The following is a 20,653-nucleotide window of genomic DNA, read 5'->3' as shown; positions in this document are numbered from 1 at the left end:
GTCAACTAACAGCCCTAATGGATTGATAGCTAACTGCGCCGCACAGTCAGTCGCCGCCTTGTGGTAGTGTCAAGCCGCCACGCAGGTCCGCCGTCCGGTGATAGTGTCAAGCCGCCAACCGGATGCAGCCCTTCTGGCACGAGAATTACCAGTTTGCAAGATAATTAATATCAGGATTAACAAATAATTACTAAGCACAACTGATATACGCGCCAAGTAGGCACCCCAACTATATCAAGTCAACAGCTATGCACCGCTACCAACTCCATATACACTTCCATGCCAAGTTGATGTCCAAGCATCATACCGATATGGATACAATGCGTTATACCAATGTTTACACACGTAGCTTTACCGATTGCTATGTAGGTAGCTATACAAGTTGCTATATCGATAGCTACACCTACTATACAAATAACTTGGAACATGCACCAAGGCATCAACTTGCTAATTAATCCGGCCTTACCTCTTGCATGCAGTCATTATTGATGCAGCATCGCACCAGTTATATGATCCGGTATATTTCATGTATAGAAGTTGACACATTACAGCTTACTTCCGGATAACTTAGCGGAGCATAATCAATAGGATACTATAGTGTAACTAATTGATATATATTGATAATATTCAGCATATATCCTGCACTCCCATACTCCCTGCTATGTTAACTCCTATGTAATTCAGGTCTCTACATCGGCTTGTACAATGTATAATCCGGTACTTCATTAAGTCTTCTATAAGGTTATATACCAGGTATTACACTAAGTCTTATACTAGGTCATATACTAGGTATTATATATGGATATGCTTGAGTTGGAACAGATACCGGCGCGGTAACAATTATCACGCCGGTTGTCTGTCTTACCCATGCCGGTAGTATCTAAGCCGGGATAAACCGGGGATAATCTTGTTTGAAACAGATACTGAACCGAGTTTGTTAGTCTTAGGACGCAGGGTCAGGAATACTCCGCCAGGTCGAACCCGTGGCGATGCCAGGTTGAACCCGGGTGGATGGTCAGATGAAAGCCCATGGCAAGCCGGATGGAACCCGTGGCGAAAGCAGCGGACATGCCGCGCACCCATGGCGAAAGGGAATAGATGCCGCCCTCAGCACACACAGCCAGCGCCATGGCTCATAACCCGCGTGCACCCCGGATTTAGCCCCGCCTGATGCCCTCTGACACAATCCGGCTACCGTCGCCGCATATCTAGCCGGAGCCGCTGTCAGGGCCGCTGCACTGGCGCTGTGGCGAATGCGCCCGAATTGCCGGTCCGCGTCACCCGGCAGGCAAAACCCGATAAACCGAAGCGCGACCTATGCCGAGTTGACGGGCGATCTCAGTTGCCCCTACGCCTGCCTTGTGCAACTCCGCGACCTCTGCCTAGCATGTTGAGCATGTTGAGCATGTTGAGCATGTTGAGCATGTTGAGCATGTTGAGCATGTTGAGCATGTTGAGCATGTTGAGCATGTTGAGCATTAGCCTGCCTGTCGGCGTGCCTGTGTCGATGCCTAGCCCGATGATGCGCCTTTGCTGTGATGCCTTCCAGTTACACCGATAGCAAGCGGAGGCCCAACCAACGAAGGGGGTCGGTCATCATGTCACCGCCCCGCGCTTCGCCAGCCTTGCCAGCGTAGATCGGGAACAGCCGGTCGCAGCGATGATGCTGTTCCAGCTTTGCCCGCCCCTTAGCATAGCGACGATTGCGGAGTTCCGCTTCACATCTTCGGGCCGTCCGCGATAGACGCCCTCGGCCTTGGCCTTCACGATGCCCTGCGCCTGTCGCCTGCGCCTATCCACGTAGTCCTTTCGGGCAATCGCGGCCAGCATGTCCAGCATCATGCCGTTAATCGCGTCCAGCATCCTAGCCGTAAACTCGTCGGCCCCCGGCTGCATCAACTGGTGCGAGGTCGGCAAGTCAAGCGCAACGACGCGGACCCGCTTTGCTGCGATCTGCGCCTTGAGGCGTTCCCAATCGGCCCCGTTGAGGCGGCTCAGGCGGTCAACCTGTTCCACTAGTAGCACGTCACCGGGCAGGCAATCAGCGAGAAGGCGGAACAGTTCGGGCCGTTCCAGCTTGGCCCCACTCTCGTTCTCTGTGTATCGGGCTGCAATCGTCAGCCCCCGGTCGGAGGCAAAGCCGTCAAGATCAACAGCGGCACGGCTGGCATCCTGATCAGCAGTTGAGGCGCGAAGGTAGGCACGGATGAACATGGCGGAAACCCATCGGTTCGTTTTGGATGGTTCGCTTATGATCGGTTCGATATGGGTTGTCAATAGGAACTTATCAGACCGGCCTCTAGCTGGTCCTCTTGAGGCATACTCAAATGGCACCGCATCAATCCTGCCCATGGCGCTGGCGCTTGGCTGATGGTCTGCATGTCCGCGTTGCGCCATGTCCGCCCCTTGCAGACGCTACTGCACCTCAAGGCTTGATGCCCCTGCTCTTACTCCAGCGGCTATCGTCGCGCATGCTTTAGCCGTAGCTACAGGCACACTCGGCCAGCGCTACAGGGAGACCCGGCACGGGGGCATTGGCGCGCGGGAGTACACGTATATCCCCCTACACAAAAATCTGTCGGAAATTCCTGCCAGACCAGCGCGGGCTATTCAGTGTCTGCCAGTCTCGCTTCGATCACCTCAATGCGCTGCCGCAGATCAGCATTCTCTTGCATTATCATCTCATACCGCGATGCGACATCACGTAGGATTGCCAGCGAGACACCCTCCCCGGCAATAGGACTTCCATCAGTACGAGTGGCACTTCCGGCACTCACCTTCCTATCAAGTGAGGACGTGTATGCGGACAGGCGATCAATCGCCTCGGCATGAATGTTCAGACTAGTGACCTGTTCATTGTGAAGGCACAGCAGATAATCAATGCTGGCATTCACGGCGTCTTCAAAACGGGTAATCAGGCGACCATTGGTCTCAGAGCAGTAAGCAGACGCTAGGGTAGGTGATAGCAAAAGCCATATTGCCAGTGTGCAGCCGCTCCACTTCCGCATTCATCGCCCCAACCATTTTTCCAATCAGTCCAGCATAGGCTTAAGCGCGTGAGAGGCAACGGCAATCCAGTGCGAGTTAGGCGAATACAGTTGCACACTGAGACGGCAGGTGCGACACAAGAGGGCGACACAGGACTTCACACCACACTTGATTATCTTTGCGTATCAATGGCTTGAAAATGTGGTGGGGTGCCCGCGTGGCTCCACCAAATAAAACTTTGAATGACAACGAAAACCGCAGATCGCAAGATCGGCGGTTTCGTCGTTTTGCATCTGGGGTGATCGGGGCTTGACTGGAAAGCGGCGCGCGTGCCCCCTGCGGCAGATGTGCAGTTGGGCTGGCGGGGTTCCGGCAACAATGGGCTTGGCGATCCCGGGAGGACTCGAACCCCCGACCCGCTGCTTAGAAGGCAGCTGCTCTATCCGGCTGAGCTACGGGACCGACGCGCCCTTTTTGCGCCAAGCGGGCGCGTTAGACAAGGCTGCGTGTCATGAAAACCGAATTGGGATCGTCGGTATAGCCTTCGAACGGCGGGCAGTCAGTGAAGCCCGCATTTGAATACAGCGCGCGCGCGGGGACAAAGGTGGGCTGCACCCCGGTTTCCAGCGACAGGCGGGTAAATCCCTCAGCCCTCGCGGCGTCGACGAGATGCTCCAGCATCCGGCGCGACAGGCCCCTGCCCCGCACCTCGGCCAGCACATGCATCGACTTGATTTCGGCATGGGTCGCGTCAATCCGCTTGAACGCGCCCATGCCGATCGGCTCGCCTTCTTCGCGCATCACGAAAAACCAGATACCGGGGCCCGCCAGTTGGGCAGCATCCATCATATGAATGCTCTCAGGCGGGGTGTCGGCGTGCATTTCGGCGGTATGACGCTGCATCAGCAGGGCAAGGTCCGGGCCTAGCGGCGATTCCAGCGCGATTGTGGGGATCATATGGGGTACTCGGTTCAAGCTTCGCGCCTACAGAGACCGAATTCCCCAACACAATCAATATATCTTCGGTGCAGTTTTGAACTTTCCCGGAAAAGCCGGCACAGTCAGTCGATTCGCGACAGATCTTCCAGCAAACGCGCCACCGCTTCAGCGCCCGGATCGTTATATCCAGCCAGCTTGTCGGCAGACAAATAGCTGGATCGTCCGGCCTTGGCGCGGGTCATGCTGGCGGTGCCATCGGCGCCCTGCCGGGCCGCTGTGGCGGCGGCGACGACCCCTTGCGGCAAAGCCGCCAGAGCGGGAGCCAGGGCGTCGATCATCGTGCGGTCACCCGGATGGGCGCCGCCGACCTGCTGCACCCGGTCCAGTCCGGCAGTCAGGGCGCCGATCCAGTTCCGGCCACCCGCAGACGCATCGCCAGCTGCGGTGAAAAAGATTGCCAGCAGCACGCCGGATGAGCCGCCCATGGTCTGGCTCAGCTCGGTCCCGATGGCGCGGAACAGCTGGGTGGTATCTGCAAGCGGCATCCGGTCCAACGCGCCCGCCAGCGCCCGCGCAGCCCCCGCAAGAGTCGATCCGGTGTCTCCATCGCCCGATTTGGCATCCAGCGCGTTCAGGTCCGCCTCGGCCGCGATCAGCGCGGCGCAGCACTGCGCGATCAAGGCCGCGCGCTGCGGATGGGCCGAGGGTTCGGGCTGGATCGGGGTCAGCCCGTCGGGCAACGGGTGCAGGCCAACCGGGCCCAGCCGGTGCAACCCCGGCCATGCAGCAGGGGCCACCGGGGCGGCAAGCGCCTGTTCCTGCTCCGCTGTCACCGGCAGCAGCGACACCGAAAACCCGTGCATGTCGAGCGAGGTCATCAACGGTGCCGGGCCGATGATCCATTTCACCCGGTCGGCCAGTGCCGAGCGCCCCAACTCTTCGGCCAGCACGCTCATCTCCAGCGGCGTGGTGCCGCCCAGATTGTTCACAAGCGCGACGTAATCGCCGTGCCCCAGATGCGGCATCAGCCGGTCAACCACCATGGCCATCGCCGATTTCGCGCCGGTAAAGGCCACCTGCTCTGCCCCGGCCTCGCCATGAATGCCCAGCCCAAGCTCCGCTTTGCCCGCGCCGATCCGGTCCTCCTTCGGGCTGCCCGGCACGGTGCAGGTGTCCAGCGACATGCCGATGGAAACCGCCCCCCGGATCACCACCCGTGCCGCCTCGGCGATGGTGTCCAAATCGGCGCCAGCCTCGGCCATCGCTCCGGCAATCTTGTGGACAAACAACGTGCCCGCCACCCCGCGCGCCTGTGGCAGATCGGGCAGCGCCACATCGTCATCAACGATTACCATTTCGACCTTCAGCCCGAACGCCCGCGCCCGTTCGGCGGCAAGGCCAAAGTTCAACCGGTCGCCGGTGTAGTTCTTGACGATCAGCAGACAGCCCGCCGCGCCGGTTACCGCCAGAATCCCCGCCAGCACCGCATCGACCGACGGGCTGGCAAACACATCGCCACACACCGCCGCCGTCAGCATCCCCTGCCCCACAAACCCGGCATGGCTCGGCTCATGCCCCGAGCCGCCACCCGAGACCAGCGCGACCTTTGATCTGTCCCAGTCGCTGCGCAGCACCACTTTGATATGCGGGTAGCCATCCAGCCGCACCAAGGCCCCGCCCGAGGCCCGCACCACGCCGTCAACCGCCTCGGTGATCAGGGTTTCCTTGACATTCATGAACTGTTTCATGCGGTTGCTCCTCAGATTCGGTTGCCGCCCGCGTCAAACCACAGCGGGTTTTGCGGGCAGATGGCGATGGTATCCCCGGTGCCAAGCAGCGTGTGGGGATCGGCAAGGGTGACAATCTCATGCGGGCCAAAGGCCAGATGCAATCGGGTCTGATCCCCCAGCCGCTCCACCCGTCGCACGGTGGCGGGCTGGCCCTCGCCGATCAGGATATGTTCGGGACGCAGCCCCATCTGCACCGCCCCTGCTGGCGCACCATGGCCAAAGCTGCCCGCTGGCAGCAAAGTAATCCGGGGCTGACCCAGTCGGCTGGCGACATAGCTGCTGACCGGGTCTTCATAGATCTGGCGCGGGGTGCCGAACTGCACCAGCCGGCCCTGATCCAGCACGCCGACATGGGTGGCCATGGTCATCGCCTCGATCTGGTCATGGGTGACATACAGGAACGTCGCCCCCAGCTCGGCATGAATGCGTTTCAACTCCACCCGCAGATCGGCGCGGAGCTTGGCATCAAGGCTGCTGAGCGGCTCGTCCATCAGATAGATACGCGGTTGCCGCACCAGCGCGCGCCCGATCGACACCCGCTGCATCTCGCCCCCCGACAGGGCGGTGGCCTTGTTGTCAAGCTTGTGGCCGATGCGCAACGCCTCTGCCACCGCCTGCACCCGCCGGGTGATCTCAGGCTCGGGCATGTTGATCACCGGGCTGCGCAGCGGAAACGCCAGATTGTCGCGCACCGACAGATGCGGATAAAGCGAGTATTGCTGGAACACCATCGCCACATCGCGCTGCGCCGGGGTGTCGTTCACAACCGACTCACCGTCGATCACGATGTCACCGCCGTCGGGCCGCTCCAGCCCGGCAATCAGCCGCAGCGTGGTGGTCTTGCCCGCGCCGGTGGGGCCAAGCAGCACCACGAACGCCCCGTCGGGAATGGTAAGCGTGACATCCAGCAGCGCCTGCGTCGCGCCAAAGCCCTTGGACACATGGGACAGACTGACCTCAGCCATGAAACACCCCCGCATTGGCCGCCGTGCGGAACGCCTGACCCGAGCCTGCATCAAACAGCGCCAACGTGCTGGCGCGGAACGACAGCCCCACCGTGTCACCGGTGCGCACCGCCTGACCCGACGGCGCGCGCGCCTTGACCATGCCATGTGCGCAGTCCAGCGTGATGATCTGCGACGTGCCCAGATATTCGCTGGCCAGAATGCGCCCGCGATAGGCGGCAGCGTCGCTCAGCACCACATGCTCCGGTCGCACCCCCAGCACCAGATCGCGCGGGCTGGCCTCTTGCTGCAGTTCGGGCGTGGCAATCGTCACCCCGCCAAGCTGCACCGAGGCATCGCCCCCCTGCACCGCACCCCGAAACCGCAGGAAATTCATCGACGGGCTGCCGATGAAATCGGCGACAAACAGCGTGGCGGGATGGTCGTAAATCTCTTGCGGGGTGCCAAACTGCTCGACCACGCCATGGTTCATCACCACGATCTTGTCGCCCATCTGCATCGCCTCCAGCTGATCGTGGGTAACATAGACCGTGGTCGCCCCCATCCGGTCATGCAGGGCGCGCAGCTCTTCCGCCATATGCTCGCGGAACTCGGCATCCAGAGCCCCCAGCGGCTCATCCATCATGAACGCCTTGGGATTGCGCACAATGGCGCGTCCCAGCGCCACCCGCTGCCGGTCGCCGCCCGACAGCCCGCCCACCGGCTTGTCGAGAATATCGGTGATGCCCAAGATCCGCGCCACCTCCGCCACCTTGGCCTGCACCTGCGCCCGCGGCACCCCCTGGCTCACCAGCGGATAGCTGATGTTGCGGCGCACGTTCATGTGCGGGTACAGCGCGAACATCTGGAACACCATGGCAATGTCCCGCTGGGACGCCGGGCGCTGCGACACATCCTCGCCATCCATCAGGATCTCGCCGCTGGTCGGCAGCTCCAGCCCGGCGATCATCCGCAGCGTTGTGGTCTTGCCGCAGCCAGACGGCCCCAGCAGCATGAAAAACTCGCCGTCGCGCACGGTGAAAGACGAGCCCTGCACGGCGGTAAATGCCCCGAACTCCTTGCGCAGATTGCGGATCACGATTTCAGCCAAAGCGCACTACTCCGGGAAATGGCTGGTGATGATGAACATCACCGTGCCAACAAGGGTCACGATAAAGCTGTAGGTAAACGCCCACAGAAAGAACGGCTGCATCAGCATCACCACCCCCAGCGCGATCAGAACCGTCGAGAGGTTCTCCCACGGCCCGCGCCGGAACTGCAGAAGTCCGGCTACAAAACTGCTCATACCGCTGCCTCATTTTCTGTCTCTAAATATCCCCGCCGGAGGCTCCCCCGGCAGGCGGCAGGAGCCTCCGGCGGGGATATTTTCCGACAGAAAATGCCATGCGCGCTCATTTGCGCACCGCGCCAAAGGTGATCCCGCGCAAGAGATGCTTGCGCAACAGGATGGTAAAGATCATCACCGGCAACAGGAACAGCGTGGCGCCAGCCGCCACAGCGGGCCAGTCCTGCCCGCCGACACCGATGATGGTCGGGATGAACGGCGGCGCGGTCTGGGCATTGCCCGAGGTCAGCAGCACCGCAAAGGCGTATTCGTTCCAGGCAAAGATCAGGCAAAAGATCGCGGTGCTGGCGATGCCGGTCGCCGCCTGCGGCAGCACCACCTTGCGAAAGGCCTGAAACCGGGTGTAGCCGTCAATCAGCGCCGCCTCTTCATATTCGCGCGGGATCTCGTCGATGAACCCCTTCAGCAGCCAGACCGCGAGGCTGATGTTCACCGCCGTATAAAGCAGGATCATGCCCAGATGCGTGTCCGACAGGCCAAGCTCGCGGTACATCAGGTAAATCGGGATGGCGACGGCGATCGGCGGCATCATCCGGGTCGACAGGATGAAGAACAACAGATCATCCTTGAGCGGCACCTTGAAGCGCGAAAACGCATAAGCCGCCAGGGTGCCCAGAAAGATCGACAGCGCGGTGGAGCCAAAGCCGATGATCACCGAATTCATGAAGCGCTCGCCAAACCGCGACTGCCCGGCAATCACGGTGCCGCTCTGGCGCACAATCTTGTCATACCAGGTCTCCGGCGGCGGCAGGGCCGCGAACTGCTCGGCCCCGATCCGGGTGCGGGTTGTGAACAGGTTCACGTAACCCTCCAGGCTCGGCTCGAACAGCACGCGTGGCGGGTAGCTGATGCTGTCGGGCCCGGATTTGAAGCCGGTGGAGATGATCCACAACAGCGGAAGCAGGGTGATGATGGCATAGACCACGACCAGCACAGCGGCGATGGATTTTGACGCGCGCGAGGGTTCGGTAACGGAATAGGCGCTCATATGCGGCCCCCGGTTCTGCTGGCGGAGTGCAGCCCCCCCACCCCGGCCCTCCCCCACAAGGGGGGAGGGAGGCGTTTGCTGCAGGCGCTGGTCTTTGACGGATCAGTGCAGCGCTGGCCCTGCGCGGCCCCCTCCCCCTTGTGGGGAGGGATGGGGTGGGGGGCGGTTGGCACGGGGGGTGGCGCGGGTCTCATCACCGCTCCTTCACTTTGTTCAGGGCTTTGACATAGATGGAAGCAAGGCCAAAGACGGTGACAAACAGGATGATGGCATAAGCGCTGGAATAGCCCGTACGCCATTTCTCGAACGCCTCGCGCTTGAGGTCGATACTGGCGAGCAACGTCTCATTGCCCGGCCCGCCGCCGGTCAGCAGCACCACCATGTCGAACATCTTGAAATTCTCGATGCCCCGGAACAGCACCGCCAGCATCAGGAACGGCAGCACCATCGGCACGGTGATGGTCCAGAACTGCCGCCATTTGCTGGCGCGGTCCACCTCTGCCGCCTCATAGATGTAATCGGGGATCGAGCGCAGGCCGGCGAGGCAGATCAGCATGACAAACGGCGTCCACATCCAGGTGTCAACGATGATGATCGACCATTTCGCCAGCCCCCCCGCGCCCAGCATCGAAAACGAGCTGGCAGGCGTGCCGGTCAGCAGTTCGACCATATAATTGAACAGCCCGATCTGCGGTTGATAGAGAAAGGTCCAGAAATTGCCGACCACCGCAGGTGACAGCATCATCGGCAGCACGATCAGCGTGGTCAACAGGTCGTTGCCCTTGAACTTGCGGTTGATCAGCCAGGCCAGGGTAAAGCCGATCACCACTTGCAACGTGATGGTCCAGATCAGGAAATGCGCCGTGGTCTGCATGTTCGACCAGATGCCGTCACTGGTCAGGATACGTTCATAATTGCGCAGGCCGACCCATTCCACCTCGCGCCCCGGCCGGTTGGCGGCGAAATTGGTGAACGACAGCCGCACGGTCCAGATCAGCGGAAAGATGTTGATCGCCAGCAACAAAAAGATGGTGGGCGCCACGAACAGCCAGGCGATGGCGCGGTCCGACAATCCGCGCACACGGCGGGCGACAGAGCGCGGCGTGGCGCGTGTCATTCGGTCGATCGGCGTATCTGTCATAGGAACGGTCCTGCAAGGACATGAGGGGGTGGGTGCGCCGATGGACCCGGCGCACCCGCAAAGGCGGCTTACAGCTTGCCTTCGTCTTCGAACACTTCGGTCCAGTCGGCGATCAGACCGTCCAGTGCCTCTTGTGCGGTGCCCTGATCGGCCACCACATAATTGTGCAACCGGTCCTGCATCGCCAGCAGCAAGGACGCATAGGCCGGTTCCTGCCAGAAGTCATAGACGTTATCCATCGCCGCCAGGAAGTCCGCGGCAAAGGGCGCGCTGTCCTTGAAGCCGGGGTCGTTCAGCACCGCGACATGGCAGGAATAGCCGCCCATCGACCACCATTTCTGCTGCACATCGGGCTGGGCGAACCATTTGATGTATTGCAGCGCGCCATCGACATTGTCGGAATAGCTGACCACCGAAATCCCCTGTCCGCCAAGGGTCGAGGCGGGCTGGTTCTGGGCCGGGTTCACGAAAAAGTCGATCTTGTCGCCACCCACGGTCGGATCGGCAGCCAGGCCGGGGAAGAAGGCGAACCAGTTCATCGCCATCGCCACCTGACCGGATTTGAACGCATCCAGCGACTGTTCCATATAAGCGTTGTCATAGCCGGGGGGCGTCGCGGTCTTGTAGAGCTCCTTGTAGAACTCCAACGCCTCCACCGCAGCCGGAGAGTTTACCGCGCCCTCCATGTCATAGGCACCGGGGGTGTTCTCATACTTGAAGCCCCAGGCATAGAGCGCGCCGGTGGCGCCCATGGTGATGCCTTCCGACCCGCGCTCGGTAAAGATTGACGCGCCATAGACGGTCTGGCCATCAATCTCGCGGCCCTGGAAGAATTGCGCGATCTGCAGCAGCTCTTTCTGGCTTTCGGGTTCCCGAAGATCCTGGCCGGTGGCTTCCTTGTATGCGGCCTTGATGTCTTCACGCTCGAACCAGTCCTTGCGGTAGAACCAGCCATTGGCGTCGCCCATGGCGGGCAGAGCGTAATAGTTCGGCTCGCCCTTGGGCCAGGTCGAATAGGCGTAAACGGTGGCCGGGGCGAAATCGTCCATGCTGATCGACTCGGCCGCAAAGAAATCATTCAGCTTGATGTAATGGCCGTTTTCTGCGCCGCCGCCGATCCACTGGCTGTCACCGATCAGCAGGTCGCACAGCTGGCCGCCGGAGTTCAATTCGTTCAGCATCCGGTCGGCAAAATTGGGCCATGGCACGAATTCGAATTTCATTTTGATGCCGGACTGTGCCTCGAAATCCTTGGACAGTTCGACAAGCGCGTTGGCCGGATCCCAGGCCGCCCAGCACAAGGTCAGTTCATTAGATTGGGCCGAGGCGACGTTGGCAGTCAGCACGGCGACGGACAACACAGCGCCGACCGCGGTTGCGGTCAAAAGTCTTGCCTTCATTGATGTTCCTCCCTGAGTGCAAACGCACAAGGACGCCCCTCCTCCGGCCGCCATCGTGATTGCTGTGGTGACGATAGGCAGGGAAATCGGGCCTGTCCATCATTTTTGAGGTACGCACATCATTTGGGCTTGTGCGACAATTCAAACCGCTTTGACCAATGCATCAAAGGCTGGGAGGCAGGTTTTCGCGCAGGATAATTTCCAGCCGCAGGCGTTCTTGTGATTCGTTGATCGGCTGCTGATCGGCCTTTGCCTGCAAGACGCGCAGGGTGCTGCGGGCAATATGGCCGACATTCTGCGCGATCACCGCATCCATCCAACCCGCCTCCAGCGCCGCAATCGTGTGCGGGGTCAGCTCGTGCCCGATGGTCACCACCCGGCCCAGCAATCCCAGTTCGGACAGCACCTGCGCCAAGGCCCGGTGGCCGCTGCCCAACAGGTAAATCCCCCCGACCGGCCCGCTGGCGGCAAGCGACACCGCCATCACCTGCTGCAAGGTTTCGGTCGCGCCGTGGGTTTCCAGCGTCTGACCCACCTCGATGCCGGGAAAATCGCGCTGCATGACGGCATCAAAGCCGCGACGCCGCTCGATACTGTCCCGCAGCAGCATGGATTGGGCAATCACCATCACCCGCGGCGTCTTGCCGCCCAGAAACCGCCCCATTAGCACGCCCGCAGTCCGCCCGGCAGCATGGCTGTCAATGCCGACAAAATGGGTGGCACCAGAGTTCGGCAGATCAGAGACCATTGCCACCACCGGCACACCAGCCGCGTGCAGCGCCCGCAGCGCGTCGCGCACCACCGGCGTTTCCGGCGCCATCAGCGCCACGCCCGAAATGCCGCCTGCCGCCAGATCCGCCAGCATCATGGCAAGGCTGTGCATATCCTTTGCCGGAAAGCGCAACAGCTCCACCTGCATCCGGGCGGAAGAGGCAAGGGTCGCGGCCTGTTGCAGCGCATCCTGCAACGTCTGCAGGAACTGGCTCTCGGTATCGGGCAACAGAATGGCCACACGAAGGATGCGCCCGCGCGCCAGATTGGCCGCCGCCATGTCGCGCACGTAGCCCAGCCGCGCCACCGCTTCATTGACCGCCGCGATGGTTTTGTCGCGCACACCGGGGCGCGCATTCAGCACGCGGTCAACCGTGGCAAGGCTGACCCCGGCTTCGCGCGCTATGTCTGTGACGGTTGGCCTGCCCATAATTCAGGCTTAGCCCCAAAATCTGAGGGGCGTCAATCAGGCTTGATCGAGACTAAGGCGCGATCAGAATGACGCGAAAGTCGTTGACGTTGGTCAGCGTCGGGCCGGTCACCACCTGCCCCCCGATTGCGGCAAAAAAGCTGTGTGCGTCGTTGCGGGTCAGGGCGGCTGCGGGGTCCAGCGCGGCGGCCTTGGCACGCGCGAGGGTGTCGGGCGAGATCAGCGCGCCCGCCACCTCTGCCGCGCCGTCCACGCCATCGGTATCGCAGGCAATGGCATGGATGCCCGGAGCCTCGTCCAGCGCGATGGCCAGCGCCAGTGCATATTCGGCATTCGGCCCGCCGACACCATCCCCGCGCCGGGTGACGGTCAACTCTCCCCCCGACAGCAGCAACACAGGCGCATCGCCGGGGCGCAAGGCGGCCTTGATCCGCAGCGCCTCCTGCGCCTGCGCGGCGGCAACCTCGCGCGCCTCGCCTTCCACCGCGTCACCCAGCAGCCGCACCTCGCAGCCCGCCTCCGCCGCAATCGCGGCGGCAGCGTTCAGCGACTGGACCGGCGCGGCATAGATCCGGTTGGTCACCCGCGACAGGCGCGGATCACCCGGCGGCACCACGCTGGAGCCGTTTTTCAGCGCCGTCTGCACCGATTCCGGCACCGCGATCTGCCACTGGTCAAGAATGGCCATGGCATCGGCAGGCGTTGACGCATCGCCCACCGTCGGGCCAGAGCCGATGAAAGCCGGATCATCCCCCGGCACGTCGGAAATCATCAGCGTCAGCATCTGCGCCGGATAGGCGGCAGCGGCCAGTTGCCCGCCCTTGACCCGGCTCAGATGTTTGCGGACCGTGTTCATCCGGTCAATCGGCGCGCCAGAGGCCAGCAACGCCGCGTTCACAGCCTGCTTTTCGGCCAGCGTCACGCCATCGCTCGACGCCACCAGCAGCGCCGACGCCCCGCCCGAGATCAGCGACAGCACGAAATCACCCTCCCCGAGTCCTTCCAGCAGCTCCAGCATCCGCGCCGTCGCCGCCTGCCCGGCGGCATCGGGCACCGGGTGTGCGGCCTCGACAATCTCGATCCGCTGACAGGGGCGCCCGTAGCCATAGCGGGTCAGCACCAGCCCGTCACACGGCCCCCAGGCCGCCTCGACCGCTTCGGCCATCCGCGCACTGGCCTTGCCCGCGCCCACCACCACCACCCGCCCCGCCGGGCGTGGCGGCAGATGTTGCGCAAGACTGCGCATCGGGTCGGCCACCTCGACCGCGCGGTCGAACAGGCGGCGCAAAAAGGCAGGCGGGTCGGTGATCATCGGGCATCCTCGGGTCAGCGTGCCCGTCTGTATAGGGCGGGCCACGCTGCGCGATCAATGCTTTGCTGTGTCCGGACATCGCAATCGCCCCCGCATCTCGCCACTATCGCCCACCAGACTGGACTCCACCAGCGTACACCCCGTCACCTCAGGGATCAGCGCGATCATGGTGGGGCGGATGCCCTGATGTTCGCCGCGCCGCGCATAGCCCAGACGGATCACCTCCACCGCCTCCCCCTTCTGAAACACCGTATAGCTGCGCCCGTCGCGCGTCACATCGCTACGCTCCGCCCCAAAGAACTGCGGCGCGGGCTGGGCCCCGCAGGCCGCAAGCAACAAAAGAAGGACAAGCATACGCATGCGCCCACACTGGCGCGCAGATCGTTAACGTCAGGTTAAAATTGCAAAAGCCCGTCTGCAAAAAGGAACCAGAACCGCCCCCGCGCGTTTGATCCTGAAATCACCGAGAGGAACCCCGATGAAAAGCCGCCTGACCCTGCTGTCCCTGCTCGCCGCCTTCACCCTCACCGCCTGCGGCACCGTCGCCGGAGCCGGCCGCGACCTGCAAGTCGCCGGCGCCACGATCACGCAAGAGGCGCGTCAAGCCGCGAACTGAGTGAATATAAAAGCCTATGGTAAAGGCGGAGCTGCGGCTGCGCCTTTTTGTTTGGCATGGCCGCCAAGGCAGGGCCATGAAAACTCATCTTCGAATTGAGCGATTGCTCAACTACAAAGATTAGTTCCCCTCACCCATCCATCTTCAGCGCCGAAATAAACGCCTCCTGCGGGATCTCCACCTTGCCGAACTGACGCATCCGCTTCTTCCCGGCCTTTTGCTTATCCAGCAACTTGCGCTTCCGGGTCGCGTCGCCGCCGTAGCATTTCGCCGTCACGTCCTTGCGCATCGCAGACAATGTCTCACGCGCGATCACCCGCGCGCCAATCGCCGCCTGAATCGGGATCTTGAACATGTGCCGGGGGATCAGCTCTTTGAGCTTTTCCACCATCGCCCGGCCCCGCGCTTCGGCGCGGTCGCGGTGGACCATCATCGACAGCGCATCGACGGGTTCCTCGTTCACCAGAATCGACATCTTGACCAGAAAATCTTCACGATATTCGCTGATCACATAGTCAAAGCTGGCATAGCCCTTGGTCACCGATTTCAGCCGGTCGTAAAAGTCGAACACCACCTCGGCCAGCGGCAGGTCATAGACCACCATGGCGCGGCTGCCGGCATAGGACAGGTCCAGCTGAATGCCGCGCCGGTCCTGGCACAGCTTCAGGATATCGCCAAGGTAGTCATCGGGCACCATGATGGTGGCCTTGATGCGCGGCTCGGTGATGTGGTCGATATAGGTCAGGTCGGGCATGTCGGCGGGGTTGTGCAGATCGCGCACCTCACCATCCTTCATGTGCAGCTTGAACACCACGCTTGGCGCGGTGGTGATCAGGTCGAGGTCATATTCGCGCTCAAGCCGGTCGCGGATCACTTCAAGGTGCAGCAGGCCAAGGAAGCCGCAGCGAAAGCCAAAGCCAAGCGCGGCCGAGGTTTCCATCTCGGAACTGAACGAGGCGTCATTCAGCTGCAGCTTTTCAATCGCATCGCGCAGGTCTTCGAAATCGGCGGCATCGACCGGGAAGAGGCCACAGAACACCACGGGCTGCGCGGGTTTGAAGCCCGGCAGCGGCGTCTCGCAGCCCTTTTTCTCCGACGTGATGGTGTCGCCGACGCGGGTGTCGCGCACCTGCTTGATCGACCCGGTCCAGATGCCGATCTCGCCCGGCCCCAGCTCGTCGATATCCACCATCTGCGGCTTCAGCACCGCCAGCTTGTCGACGCCGTAAACGGCATTGGTCTGCATCATCTTGATGCGGTCACCCTTGCGGATCACACCGTCGATAACGCGGATCATGACCACCACACCCAAGTAGCTGTCGTACCACGAATCCACCAGCATCGCCTTCAAGGGCGCATCGCGGTCGCCCTTGGGTGCGGGCAGACGGGTGACAATCGCCTCCAGAACATCGGGAATGCCGAGACCCGATTTGGCGGAGATGTTGATCGCGTTCGACGCATCCAGCCCGATCACATCCTCGATCTGCGCCTTGACCCGTTCGGGCTCTGCGGCAGGCAGGTCGATCTTGTTCAGCACCGGCACGATCTCATGCCCGGCATCCAGCGCCTGATAGACGTTGGCCAGCGTCTGTGCCTCAACCCCCTGCGAGGCGTCAACAACCAGCAGCGACCCCTCGACCGCCCGCATCGAGCGGCTGACCTCATAGGCAAAGTCGACATGGCCGGGGGTGTCGATCAGGTTCAGGATATAGGTCTTGCCATCCTTGGCCGGATACTCGATCCGCACCGTGTTGGCCTTGATCGTGATCCCGCGCTCGCGCTCGATATCCATACTGTCCAGCATCTGCGCCTTCATGTCGCGCGCAGCCACCGTACCGGTCAATTGAATGAGCCGGTCGGCGAGGGTGGATTTTCCGTGGTCGATATGGGCCACGATCGAGAAATTGCGGATGAGGTCAAGCTGGGTCATGCGCGGCATATAGCTTGGAAATATGGGGCCGGGAAGGGGGATGCAGCGTTTGTGGGCCGGTGACGGCACAATGGGCAGCATGAGTCGGTTCCGCGCACCTGATTCCCGCCATCCGCGGGGTGGCGCGGGCCAGACACCCTGACCATCACGGGCCAGACTCAGGCCCCCCCAGCACGCCGAGCCGCTTGATCTTGTGGCGCAGACGGGCCGGAACCCTAGGGCTGGCCGCTTTTGGCAATCCACCGCCGAGCCGCGTTGCGGCATTGAAAAATGCCGGACGAATCGTCATGATGCTGACAGAAAACGACCTGTGGCGGTGGGGTTCCCCGTCCCCGGCAATGAGGCAGATAATGATGATGAAACCTGTTGTTCTGGCAGCCTGCGCTGCCATGCTTCTCTCCCTTTCCACCACAGCCGTACTGGCCGGGCCGATCGAGCGCGCCTGTCTGAGCTCTGACCGCAAGGCCGCCACCCGCCCGGTCTGCGCCTGTGTGCAACAGGTCGCCGACATGACCCTGCGCGGGGGCGATCAGCGCAAGGCGGCAGCCTTCTTCAAAGACCCCGACCGCGCGCAAAAAGTCCGGATGTCAAAAACCGACAACGACAATGACTTCTGGCGTCGGTACAAGGCCTTTGGTGAACAGGCCGAGGCTTACTGCGCGCGCTGACCCACGCAGCCCCATCGGCAGCGACCTGCAGCCTGGGTCGCCACCCCTCTCCTCTTCCACCTGATCGCGCGTGGCGCGCCCGTCAACGCTTGTGCCTGACGCACTGCGACAGAGCGCGCGATGGCCATGGATGCTCTGCCCACCGCAAGACTGCGGCCGTCCGTTCATACTGGCAAAAATACTCAATCCTGACCCAAACACAAAAACCCGCCGCGCATCTCTGCGGGCGGGCGTCTGTGTCGCGACAGGAAAGATCAGGCGGCTGCCTGAGCCTTGGCGATGTCTTTCTTGATCTTCAGTGCTGCACCGGACAGCTCGTCATCCTTGGCCTTGGCCAGAAACGCATCCAGACCACCGCGATGGTCGACCGTGCGCAGCGCAGCGGCAGAAATCCGCAGCTTGAACGACTGGCCCAGAATGTCCGAAATCAGGGTGACTTCGTTCAGGTTCGGCAAGAAACGGCGACGCGACTTGTTGTTCGCGTGGCTGATGGTGTTACCGGTCATCGGGCCCTTGCCCGAGAGTTCGCAGACGCGCGACATCGTCGTAATCCTTCAAGTCAACGCCAGCAGGGCGTAAGGTGCAAAACCAACAAGGCCCGCGCAGGCGCGACCTCGAATTCGATGGCTGCGTTTACGCGCGATTGCCCCCCTCGTCAAGCGATTCACCCGGCCGCCCCAAGAATTGGCGCGCTGCCCCCATGCCACCGATTTTTTGAACGGATGGCATGAGCCAGCGGCATACCCTGAGTATTTGGGAAAGCAGCACATCACAAGACTAGGGCTTTGCCTTTGCAGCTTTCCCAAATACTCCCCGCGCGGAGCGCAGACCCGAGGCGGTTGGCCGCAGGCCAGAGCCGAGACGAAAAGCTTGCGCGCGACAGCGCCCTCCATTTTCTTCACGTCCCGCGCGGTTTGGCACGCAAAGTCGGGTCGGCGGCGGTCGGGTCTTCGGGCCAGGGATGGCGCGGGTATTGGCCGCGCATGTCCTTGCGCACATCGGCGTAGCTGTTGGCCCAGAAACCGGGCAGGTCCAGCGTGACCTGCACCGGACGTTGGCCCGGCGACAAAAGCGTGATGCGCAACGGCAGCCGGGCCGCGCCGACGGTGGGGTGGCGGGTGACGCCGAACAACTCCTGCAGACGGACCTCGATCGACGGATGGTCACCGTCATAATCAATGGGTACCTTGCGCCCGAGCGGGGTCTCAAAGCTGCCCGGCACCTGCGCGTCGGTCTGGGCCATGCGATCCCAGCCGATCAGGGCTTTCAGCGGCTCGGTCAGGTCCAGTGCCCGCAACTCGGTCTCGCTGCGCTTGGCCGCAAGATGCGGCAGCAGCCAGTCTTCGGCGGTGTCGAGCAAGGTGGCGTCGTCCAGCTCCGGCCAGTCGTCGCCGCGCGCCAGCCGCAGACGGGCGCGCAACCGGCGGGCAGCAGCGGTCCACGGCAGGCCAATCTGGCGCATCCCGTCAAGGGCGGCGCGCGCCATGGCCTCGGCCGGGGCGTCGGGCCAGATGCGCTCGGCCAGCACCAGCGCGCCAAAGCGTTCCTGCTTTCGGGCCAGCACCTTGCCGTCGCGGCGCGACCATTCACAGACCTCCACCCAGGCGATCTGCCCGGCGTACAGCGCGCGCAGCTCGGCCTCGGTGATCGTCACCGCCTGTCGCACCTGTGCCTCGCGCGGGTCACCGTCCAGATCGGTGGCCACGATCAGCCGCGCGCCCGACAGCGGCTGGCCCGCCGCCATCGCCGCCCCTTTGCCGCCTGACAGCACCCAACGCGGCGCGTCGCCCGTGCGGCGCAATCCGATGCGGTCAGGATAGGCAAGCGCCGCCATCTGCGCCGGCGACAGGTCCGGCCTCTGCGCGACAGGCACCATCCGCGCCAGACGGCGCGCCTCCACCCGGATCCGCTCGATGGTCGAGCGGTGCGCGCCCTCGGGCGGTTTGTCGATGGCTTTCAGCCGCGCCAGCAGGTCCGCCCCTGCCCCGCGCAACGGGTCACGCTCCGCCAGCAGTGCCGCCAGCGGGGCCGCCTTTGGCCCGGCGATCACCAGCATATGCGCCAGCCTCGGGTGCAGCGGCAGCGCCGCAAGGGCGCGGCCATGGGCGGTGATGCCGCCCTTTGCGTCCAACGCGCCCAGACCGTGCAGCAGCGCCTGCGCCTCGCCCAGCACGCCGGGATGCGGCGGGGTCAGGAACGGCAGATCCACCGCCCCCCACAGCGCCAGCTCCAGTGCCAGCGGGGTCAGGTCGGCGGCTTCGATCTCGGCGGGGGGAAAGGCGGCCATGCCGCCCTCTTCGCCGCGCGTCCACAGCCGGTAACAGACGCCGGGCGCCACGCGCCCGGCCCTGCCGCGCCGCTGCTCGGCCTCGGCCTTTGTCACTCGTTCGGTCACCAGCCGCGACATGCCGGAGCCTGCGTCAAAGCGCGCGCGCCGCGACCGGCCGCCATCGACCACCACCCGCACCCCCGGAATGGTCAGCGAGGTTTCGGCGATCGACGTCGCCAGTACCAGCTTGCGCCCAGTCGCGGGGGCAAGGGCGGCCTGTTGCGCCGCAAACTCCATCGCCCCGAACAACGGGCGGATGGTCAGGCCCGGCGTGCCCTGCATCTGAGCCTCGACCCGGCGGATCTCCCCCTCGCCGGGCAGGAACACCAGCACATCGCCCTCGGGCACCTCGTCAAGCGCTTGCCGGATCAGCCCTGCCACCGCCGCCTCATGCCGCAGCGAGGCATCGGGCGGGCGCGGCAGCCAGCGGGTTTCGACCGGGAACGCGCGCCCTTCGGAGGTAATCAGCGGCGCATCGCCGATCAACGCCGCCACCGGGGCGGCATCCAGGGTAGCAGACATCACCAGAAGCTGCAGATCAGGCCGCAACGCCCCCCGGATCTCCAGCGCCAGCGCAAGGCCCAGATCGGCCTGCAAGGACCGTTCGTGAAATTCGTCAAAGATGATCAGGCCAATGCCGGGCAATTCGGCATCAGACTGGATCATCCGGGTCAGGATGCCTTCGGTCACCACTTCGATCCTTGTGGCGGCACTGGTCTTTGCCTCGCCCCGGATGCGATAGCCGACGGTCTGGCCCAGCGGCTCGCCCAGTGTGTCGGCCATGCGCGCGGCGGCGGCGCGGGTGGCAAGGCGGCGCGGCTCCAGCATCAGGATGCGCCCCGTCACCTGCCCCAGCAGCGCCAGCGGCACCCGCGTGGTCTTGCCCGCACCGGGGGGCGCTTGCAGCACGGCCATCCCCTGCGCCGTCATTGCGGCTTGCAGGGCGGGGATCACCTCGTCAATCGGGAGAGGATCAGGGAAGGAAAGGGGCACGGACATGAGCCGGGGTTAGGGCCCCGCGCCGTACAGATCAAGGGCCAA

At 62.9% G+C, this 20,653-nt stretch carries 20 protein-coding genes, 1 tRNA gene and 1 pseudogene; 2 read left to right on the top strand and 20 right to left on the bottom strand.

Going from position 1 to position 20,653, the window contains the following annotated elements:
- Nucleotides 1-956: 956 nt before the first annotated feature.
- The 16 genes and pseudogenes from D1012_RS22745 to D1012_RS20520 form a co-directional block, all read right to left on the bottom strand.
- Complete coding sequence (locus D1012_RS22745; RefSeq protein WP_158569413.1) at nucleotides 957-1,130, bottom strand: hypothetical protein; 174 nt, start codon at nucleotides 1,128-1,130, stop codon at nucleotides 957-959.
- A 147-nt stretch (nucleotides 1,131-1,277) separates the two neighbouring features.
- Nucleotides 1,278-1,370 (bottom strand): annotated as a pseudogene (locus tag D1012_RS20595) (helix-turn-helix domain-containing protein); the annotation flags it as partial.
- Nucleotides 1,371-1,596: 226 nt separating this feature from the next.
- On the bottom strand, nucleotides 1,597-2,214 hold the full coding sequence (locus D1012_RS20585) for a recombinase family protein (protein ID WP_118156007.1): 618 nt from the start codon (nucleotides 2,212-2,214) through the stop codon (nucleotides 1,597-1,599).
- A 392-nt stretch (nucleotides 2,215-2,606) separates the two neighbouring features.
- Nucleotides 2,607-3,008: a hypothetical protein gene (locus D1012_RS20580; RefSeq protein WP_118156006.1), complete on the bottom strand. Its 402-nt coding sequence runs from the start codon at nucleotides 3,006-3,008 to the stop codon at nucleotides 2,607-2,609.
- A 365-nt stretch (nucleotides 3,009-3,373) separates the two neighbouring features.
- Nucleotides 3,374-3,450, bottom strand: a tRNA-Arg gene (locus tag D1012_RS20575).
- Nucleotides 3,451-3,480: 30 nt separating this feature from the next.
- Nucleotides 3,481-3,891 (bottom strand): GNAT family N-acetyltransferase, encoded by a 411-nt coding sequence (locus D1012_RS20570; protein ID WP_233517223.1) that lies wholly within the window; start codon nucleotides 3,889-3,891, stop codon nucleotides 3,481-3,483.
- Between the two features lie 158 nt (nucleotides 3,892-4,049).
- Nucleotides 4,050-5,675, bottom strand: coding sequence for a dihydroxyacetone kinase subunit DhaK (locus D1012_RS20565; RefSeq protein WP_118156004.1), 1,626 nt, complete (start codon nucleotides 5,673-5,675; stop codon nucleotides 4,050-4,052).
- A gap of 11 nt (nucleotides 5,676-5,686) precedes the next feature.
- A complete protein-coding gene (locus D1012_RS20560; protein WP_118156003.1) occupies nucleotides 5,687-6,682 on the bottom strand; it encodes an ABC transporter ATP-binding protein in 996 nt (331 codons plus the stop codon).
- Nucleotides 6,675-7,772: an ABC transporter ATP-binding protein gene (locus tag D1012_RS20555; protein WP_118156002.1), complete on the bottom strand. Its 1,098-nt coding sequence runs from the start codon at nucleotides 7,770-7,772 to the stop codon at nucleotides 6,675-6,677. Before D1012_RS20555 ends, D1012_RS20560 begins: the two co-directional genes overlap by 8 nt.
- 6 nt (nucleotides 7,773-7,778) lie before the next feature.
- Nucleotides 7,779-7,967: a hypothetical protein gene (locus D1012_RS20550; protein WP_118156001.1), complete on the bottom strand. Its 189-nt coding sequence runs from the start codon at nucleotides 7,965-7,967 to the stop codon at nucleotides 7,779-7,781.
- 106 nt (nucleotides 7,968-8,073) lie between these two features.
- Nucleotides 8,074-9,015 carry a carbohydrate ABC transporter permease gene (locus tag D1012_RS20545; protein ID WP_118156000.1) on the bottom strand — a complete coding sequence of 314 codons (942 nt, stop codon included), beginning with the start codon at nucleotides 9,013-9,015 and terminating at the stop codon, nucleotides 8,074-8,076.
- 193 nt (nucleotides 9,016-9,208) lie between these two features.
- Nucleotides 9,209-10,156: a carbohydrate ABC transporter permease gene (locus tag D1012_RS20540; protein WP_118155999.1), complete on the bottom strand. Its 948-nt coding sequence runs from the start codon at nucleotides 10,154-10,156 to the stop codon at nucleotides 9,209-9,211.
- Nucleotides 10,157-10,224: 68 nt separating this feature from the next.
- Nucleotides 10,225-11,556, bottom strand: coding sequence for an ABC transporter substrate-binding protein (locus tag D1012_RS20535; protein ID WP_118155998.1), 1,332 nt, complete (start codon nucleotides 11,554-11,556; stop codon nucleotides 10,225-10,227).
- Nucleotides 11,557-11,719: 163 nt separating this feature from the next.
- Nucleotides 11,720-12,757 carry a LacI family DNA-binding transcriptional regulator gene (locus D1012_RS20530; protein ID WP_118155997.1) on the bottom strand — a complete coding sequence of 346 codons (1,038 nt, stop codon included), beginning with the start codon at nucleotides 12,755-12,757 and terminating at the stop codon, nucleotides 11,720-11,722.
- Nucleotides 12,758-12,809: 52 nt separating this feature from the next.
- Complete coding sequence (locus tag D1012_RS20525) at nucleotides 12,810-14,069, bottom strand: glycerate kinase type-2 family protein (RefSeq protein WP_118155996.1); 1,260 nt, start codon at nucleotides 14,067-14,069, stop codon at nucleotides 12,810-12,812.
- Nucleotides 14,070-14,123: 54 nt separating this feature from the next.
- Nucleotides 14,124-14,429: a hypothetical protein gene (locus D1012_RS20520; RefSeq protein ID WP_147335760.1), complete on the bottom strand. Its 306-nt coding sequence runs from the start codon at nucleotides 14,427-14,429 to the stop codon at nucleotides 14,124-14,126.
- A gap of 118 nt (nucleotides 14,430-14,547) precedes the next feature.
- Here D1012_RS20520 and D1012_RS20515 point away from each other — a divergent pair, with 118 nt between their 5' ends.
- The gene (locus tag D1012_RS20515) at nucleotides 14,548-14,685 is read left to right on the top strand and encodes an entericidin EcnA/B family protein (RefSeq protein ID WP_118155994.1); all 138 of its coding nucleotides are present in this window, start codon (nucleotides 14,548-14,550) and stop codon (nucleotides 14,683-14,685) included.
- 130 nt (nucleotides 14,686-14,815) lie between these two features.
- On the opposite strand, the gene lepA is transcribed toward D1012_RS20515, so the two are convergent.
- Together lepA and D1012_RS22890 are read right to left on the bottom strand one after the other, a co-directional pair.
- Nucleotides 14,816-16,615, bottom strand: coding sequence for a translation elongation factor 4 (lepA, locus tag D1012_RS20510; RefSeq protein ID WP_199489587.1), 1,800 nt, complete (start codon nucleotides 16,613-16,615; stop codon nucleotides 14,816-14,818).
- Nucleotides 16,616-16,760: 145 nt separating this feature from the next.
- A complete protein-coding gene (locus D1012_RS22890) occupies nucleotides 16,761-17,006 on the bottom strand; it encodes a hypothetical protein (protein WP_199489590.1) in 246 nt (81 codons plus the stop codon).
- On the opposite strand from D1012_RS22890, the gene D1012_RS20505 reads away from it, so the two are divergent.
- Nucleotides 17,005-17,283 (top strand): hypothetical protein, encoded by a 279-nt coding sequence (locus D1012_RS20505; RefSeq protein WP_233517221.1) that lies wholly within the window; start codon nucleotides 17,005-17,007, stop codon nucleotides 17,281-17,283. The genes D1012_RS22890 and D1012_RS20505 overlap by 2 nt on opposite strands.
- Nucleotides 17,284-17,537: 254 nt before the next feature.
- On the opposite strand, the gene rpmB is transcribed toward D1012_RS20505, so the two are convergent.
- Nucleotides 17,538-17,825 (bottom strand): 50S ribosomal protein L28, encoded by a 288-nt coding sequence (gene rpmB / locus D1012_RS20500; protein ID WP_118155992.1) that lies wholly within the window; start codon nucleotides 17,823-17,825, stop codon nucleotides 17,538-17,540.
- A 356-nt stretch (nucleotides 17,826-18,181) separates the two neighbouring features.
- The gene (gene hrpB / locus D1012_RS20495; RefSeq protein WP_435530938.1) at nucleotides 18,182-20,605 is read right to left on the bottom strand and encodes an ATP-dependent helicase HrpB; all 2,424 of its coding nucleotides are present in this window, start codon (nucleotides 20,603-20,605) and stop codon (nucleotides 18,182-18,184) included.
- Nucleotides 20,606-20,653: the final 48 nt, after the last annotated feature.

The sequence above is a fragment of the Pseudotabrizicola alkalilacus genome, from assembly GCF_003443995.1.
Lineage (GTDB): Bacteria > Pseudomonadota > Alphaproteobacteria > Rhodobacterales > Rhodobacteraceae > Pseudotabrizicola > Pseudotabrizicola alkalilacus.
The sequence above is the reverse complement of the archived record's forward strand: the minus strand, read 5'-3'. Positions and strand labels throughout refer to the sequence as shown.

What these genes read in the sequence shown, in the direction of transcription:
- D1012_RS20570 (WP_233517223.1), bottom strand. Translation starts at nt 3,891, where the DNA reads ATGCAGCGTCATACCGCCGAAATGCACGCCGACACCCCGCCTGAGAGC.
- D1012_RS20505 (WP_233517221.1), top strand. Translation starts at nt 17,005, where the DNA reads ATGCTTCTCTCCCTTTCCACCACAGCCGTACTGGCCGGGCCGATCGAG.
- D1012_RS22890 (WP_199489590.1), bottom strand. Translation starts at nt 17,006, where the DNA reads ATGGCAGCGCAGGCTGCCAGAACAACAGGTTTCATCATCATTATCTGC.
- D1012_RS20525 (WP_118155996.1), bottom strand. Translation starts at nt 14,069, where the DNA reads ATGATCACCGACCCGCCTGCCTTTTTGCGCCGCCTGTTCGACCGCGCG.
- rpmB (WP_118155992.1), bottom strand. Translation starts at nt 17,825, where the DNA reads ATGTCGCGCGTCTGCGAACTCTCGGGCAAGGGCCCGATGACCGGTAAC.
- D1012_RS20530 (WP_118155997.1), bottom strand. Translation starts at nt 12,757, where the DNA reads ATGGGCAGGCCAACCGTCACAGACATAGCGCGCGAAGCCGGGGTCAGC.
- D1012_RS20540 (WP_118155999.1), bottom strand. Translation starts at nt 10,156, where the DNA reads ATGACAGATACGCCGATCGACCGAATGACACGCGCCACGCCGCGCTCT.
- D1012_RS20585 (WP_118156007.1), bottom strand. Translation starts at nt 2,214, where the DNA reads ATGTTCATCCGTGCCTACCTTCGCGCCTCAACTGCTGATCAGGATGCC.
- D1012_RS20580 (WP_118156006.1), bottom strand. Translation starts at nt 3,008, where the DNA reads ATGCGGAAGTGGAGCGGCTGCACACTGGCAATATGGCTTTTGCTATCA.
- D1012_RS22745 (WP_158569413.1), bottom strand. Translation starts at nt 1,130, where the DNA reads ATGGCGCTGGCTGTGTGTGCTGAGGGCGGCATCTATTCCCTTTCGCCA.
- D1012_RS20535 (WP_118155998.1), bottom strand. Translation starts at nt 11,556, where the DNA reads ATGAAGGCAAGACTTTTGACCGCAACCGCGGTCGGCGCTGTGTTGTCC.
- D1012_RS20565 (WP_118156004.1), bottom strand. Translation starts at nt 5,675, where the DNA reads ATGAAACAGTTCATGAATGTCAAGGAAACCCTGATCACCGAGGCGGTT.
- D1012_RS20550 (WP_118156001.1), bottom strand. Translation starts at nt 7,967, where the DNA reads ATGAGCAGTTTTGTAGCCGGACTTCTGCAGTTCCGGCGCGGGCCGTGG.
- D1012_RS20520 (WP_147335760.1), bottom strand. Translation starts at nt 14,429, where the DNA reads ATGCGTATGCTTGTCCTTCTTTTGTTGCTTGCGGCCTGCGGGGCCCAG.
- D1012_RS20515 (WP_118155994.1), top strand. Translation starts at nt 14,548, where the DNA reads ATGAAAAGCCGCCTGACCCTGCTGTCCCTGCTCGCCGCCTTCACCCTC.
- lepA (WP_199489587.1), bottom strand. Translation starts at nt 16,615, where the DNA reads ATGACCCAGCTTGACCTCATCCGCAATTTCTCGATCGTGGCCCATATC.
- D1012_RS20545 (WP_118156000.1), bottom strand. Translation starts at nt 9,015, where the DNA reads ATGAGCGCCTATTCCGTTACCGAACCCTCGCGCGCGTCAAAATCCATC.
- D1012_RS20560 (WP_118156003.1), bottom strand. Translation starts at nt 6,682, where the DNA reads ATGGCTGAGGTCAGTCTGTCCCATGTGTCCAAGGGCTTTGGCGCGACG.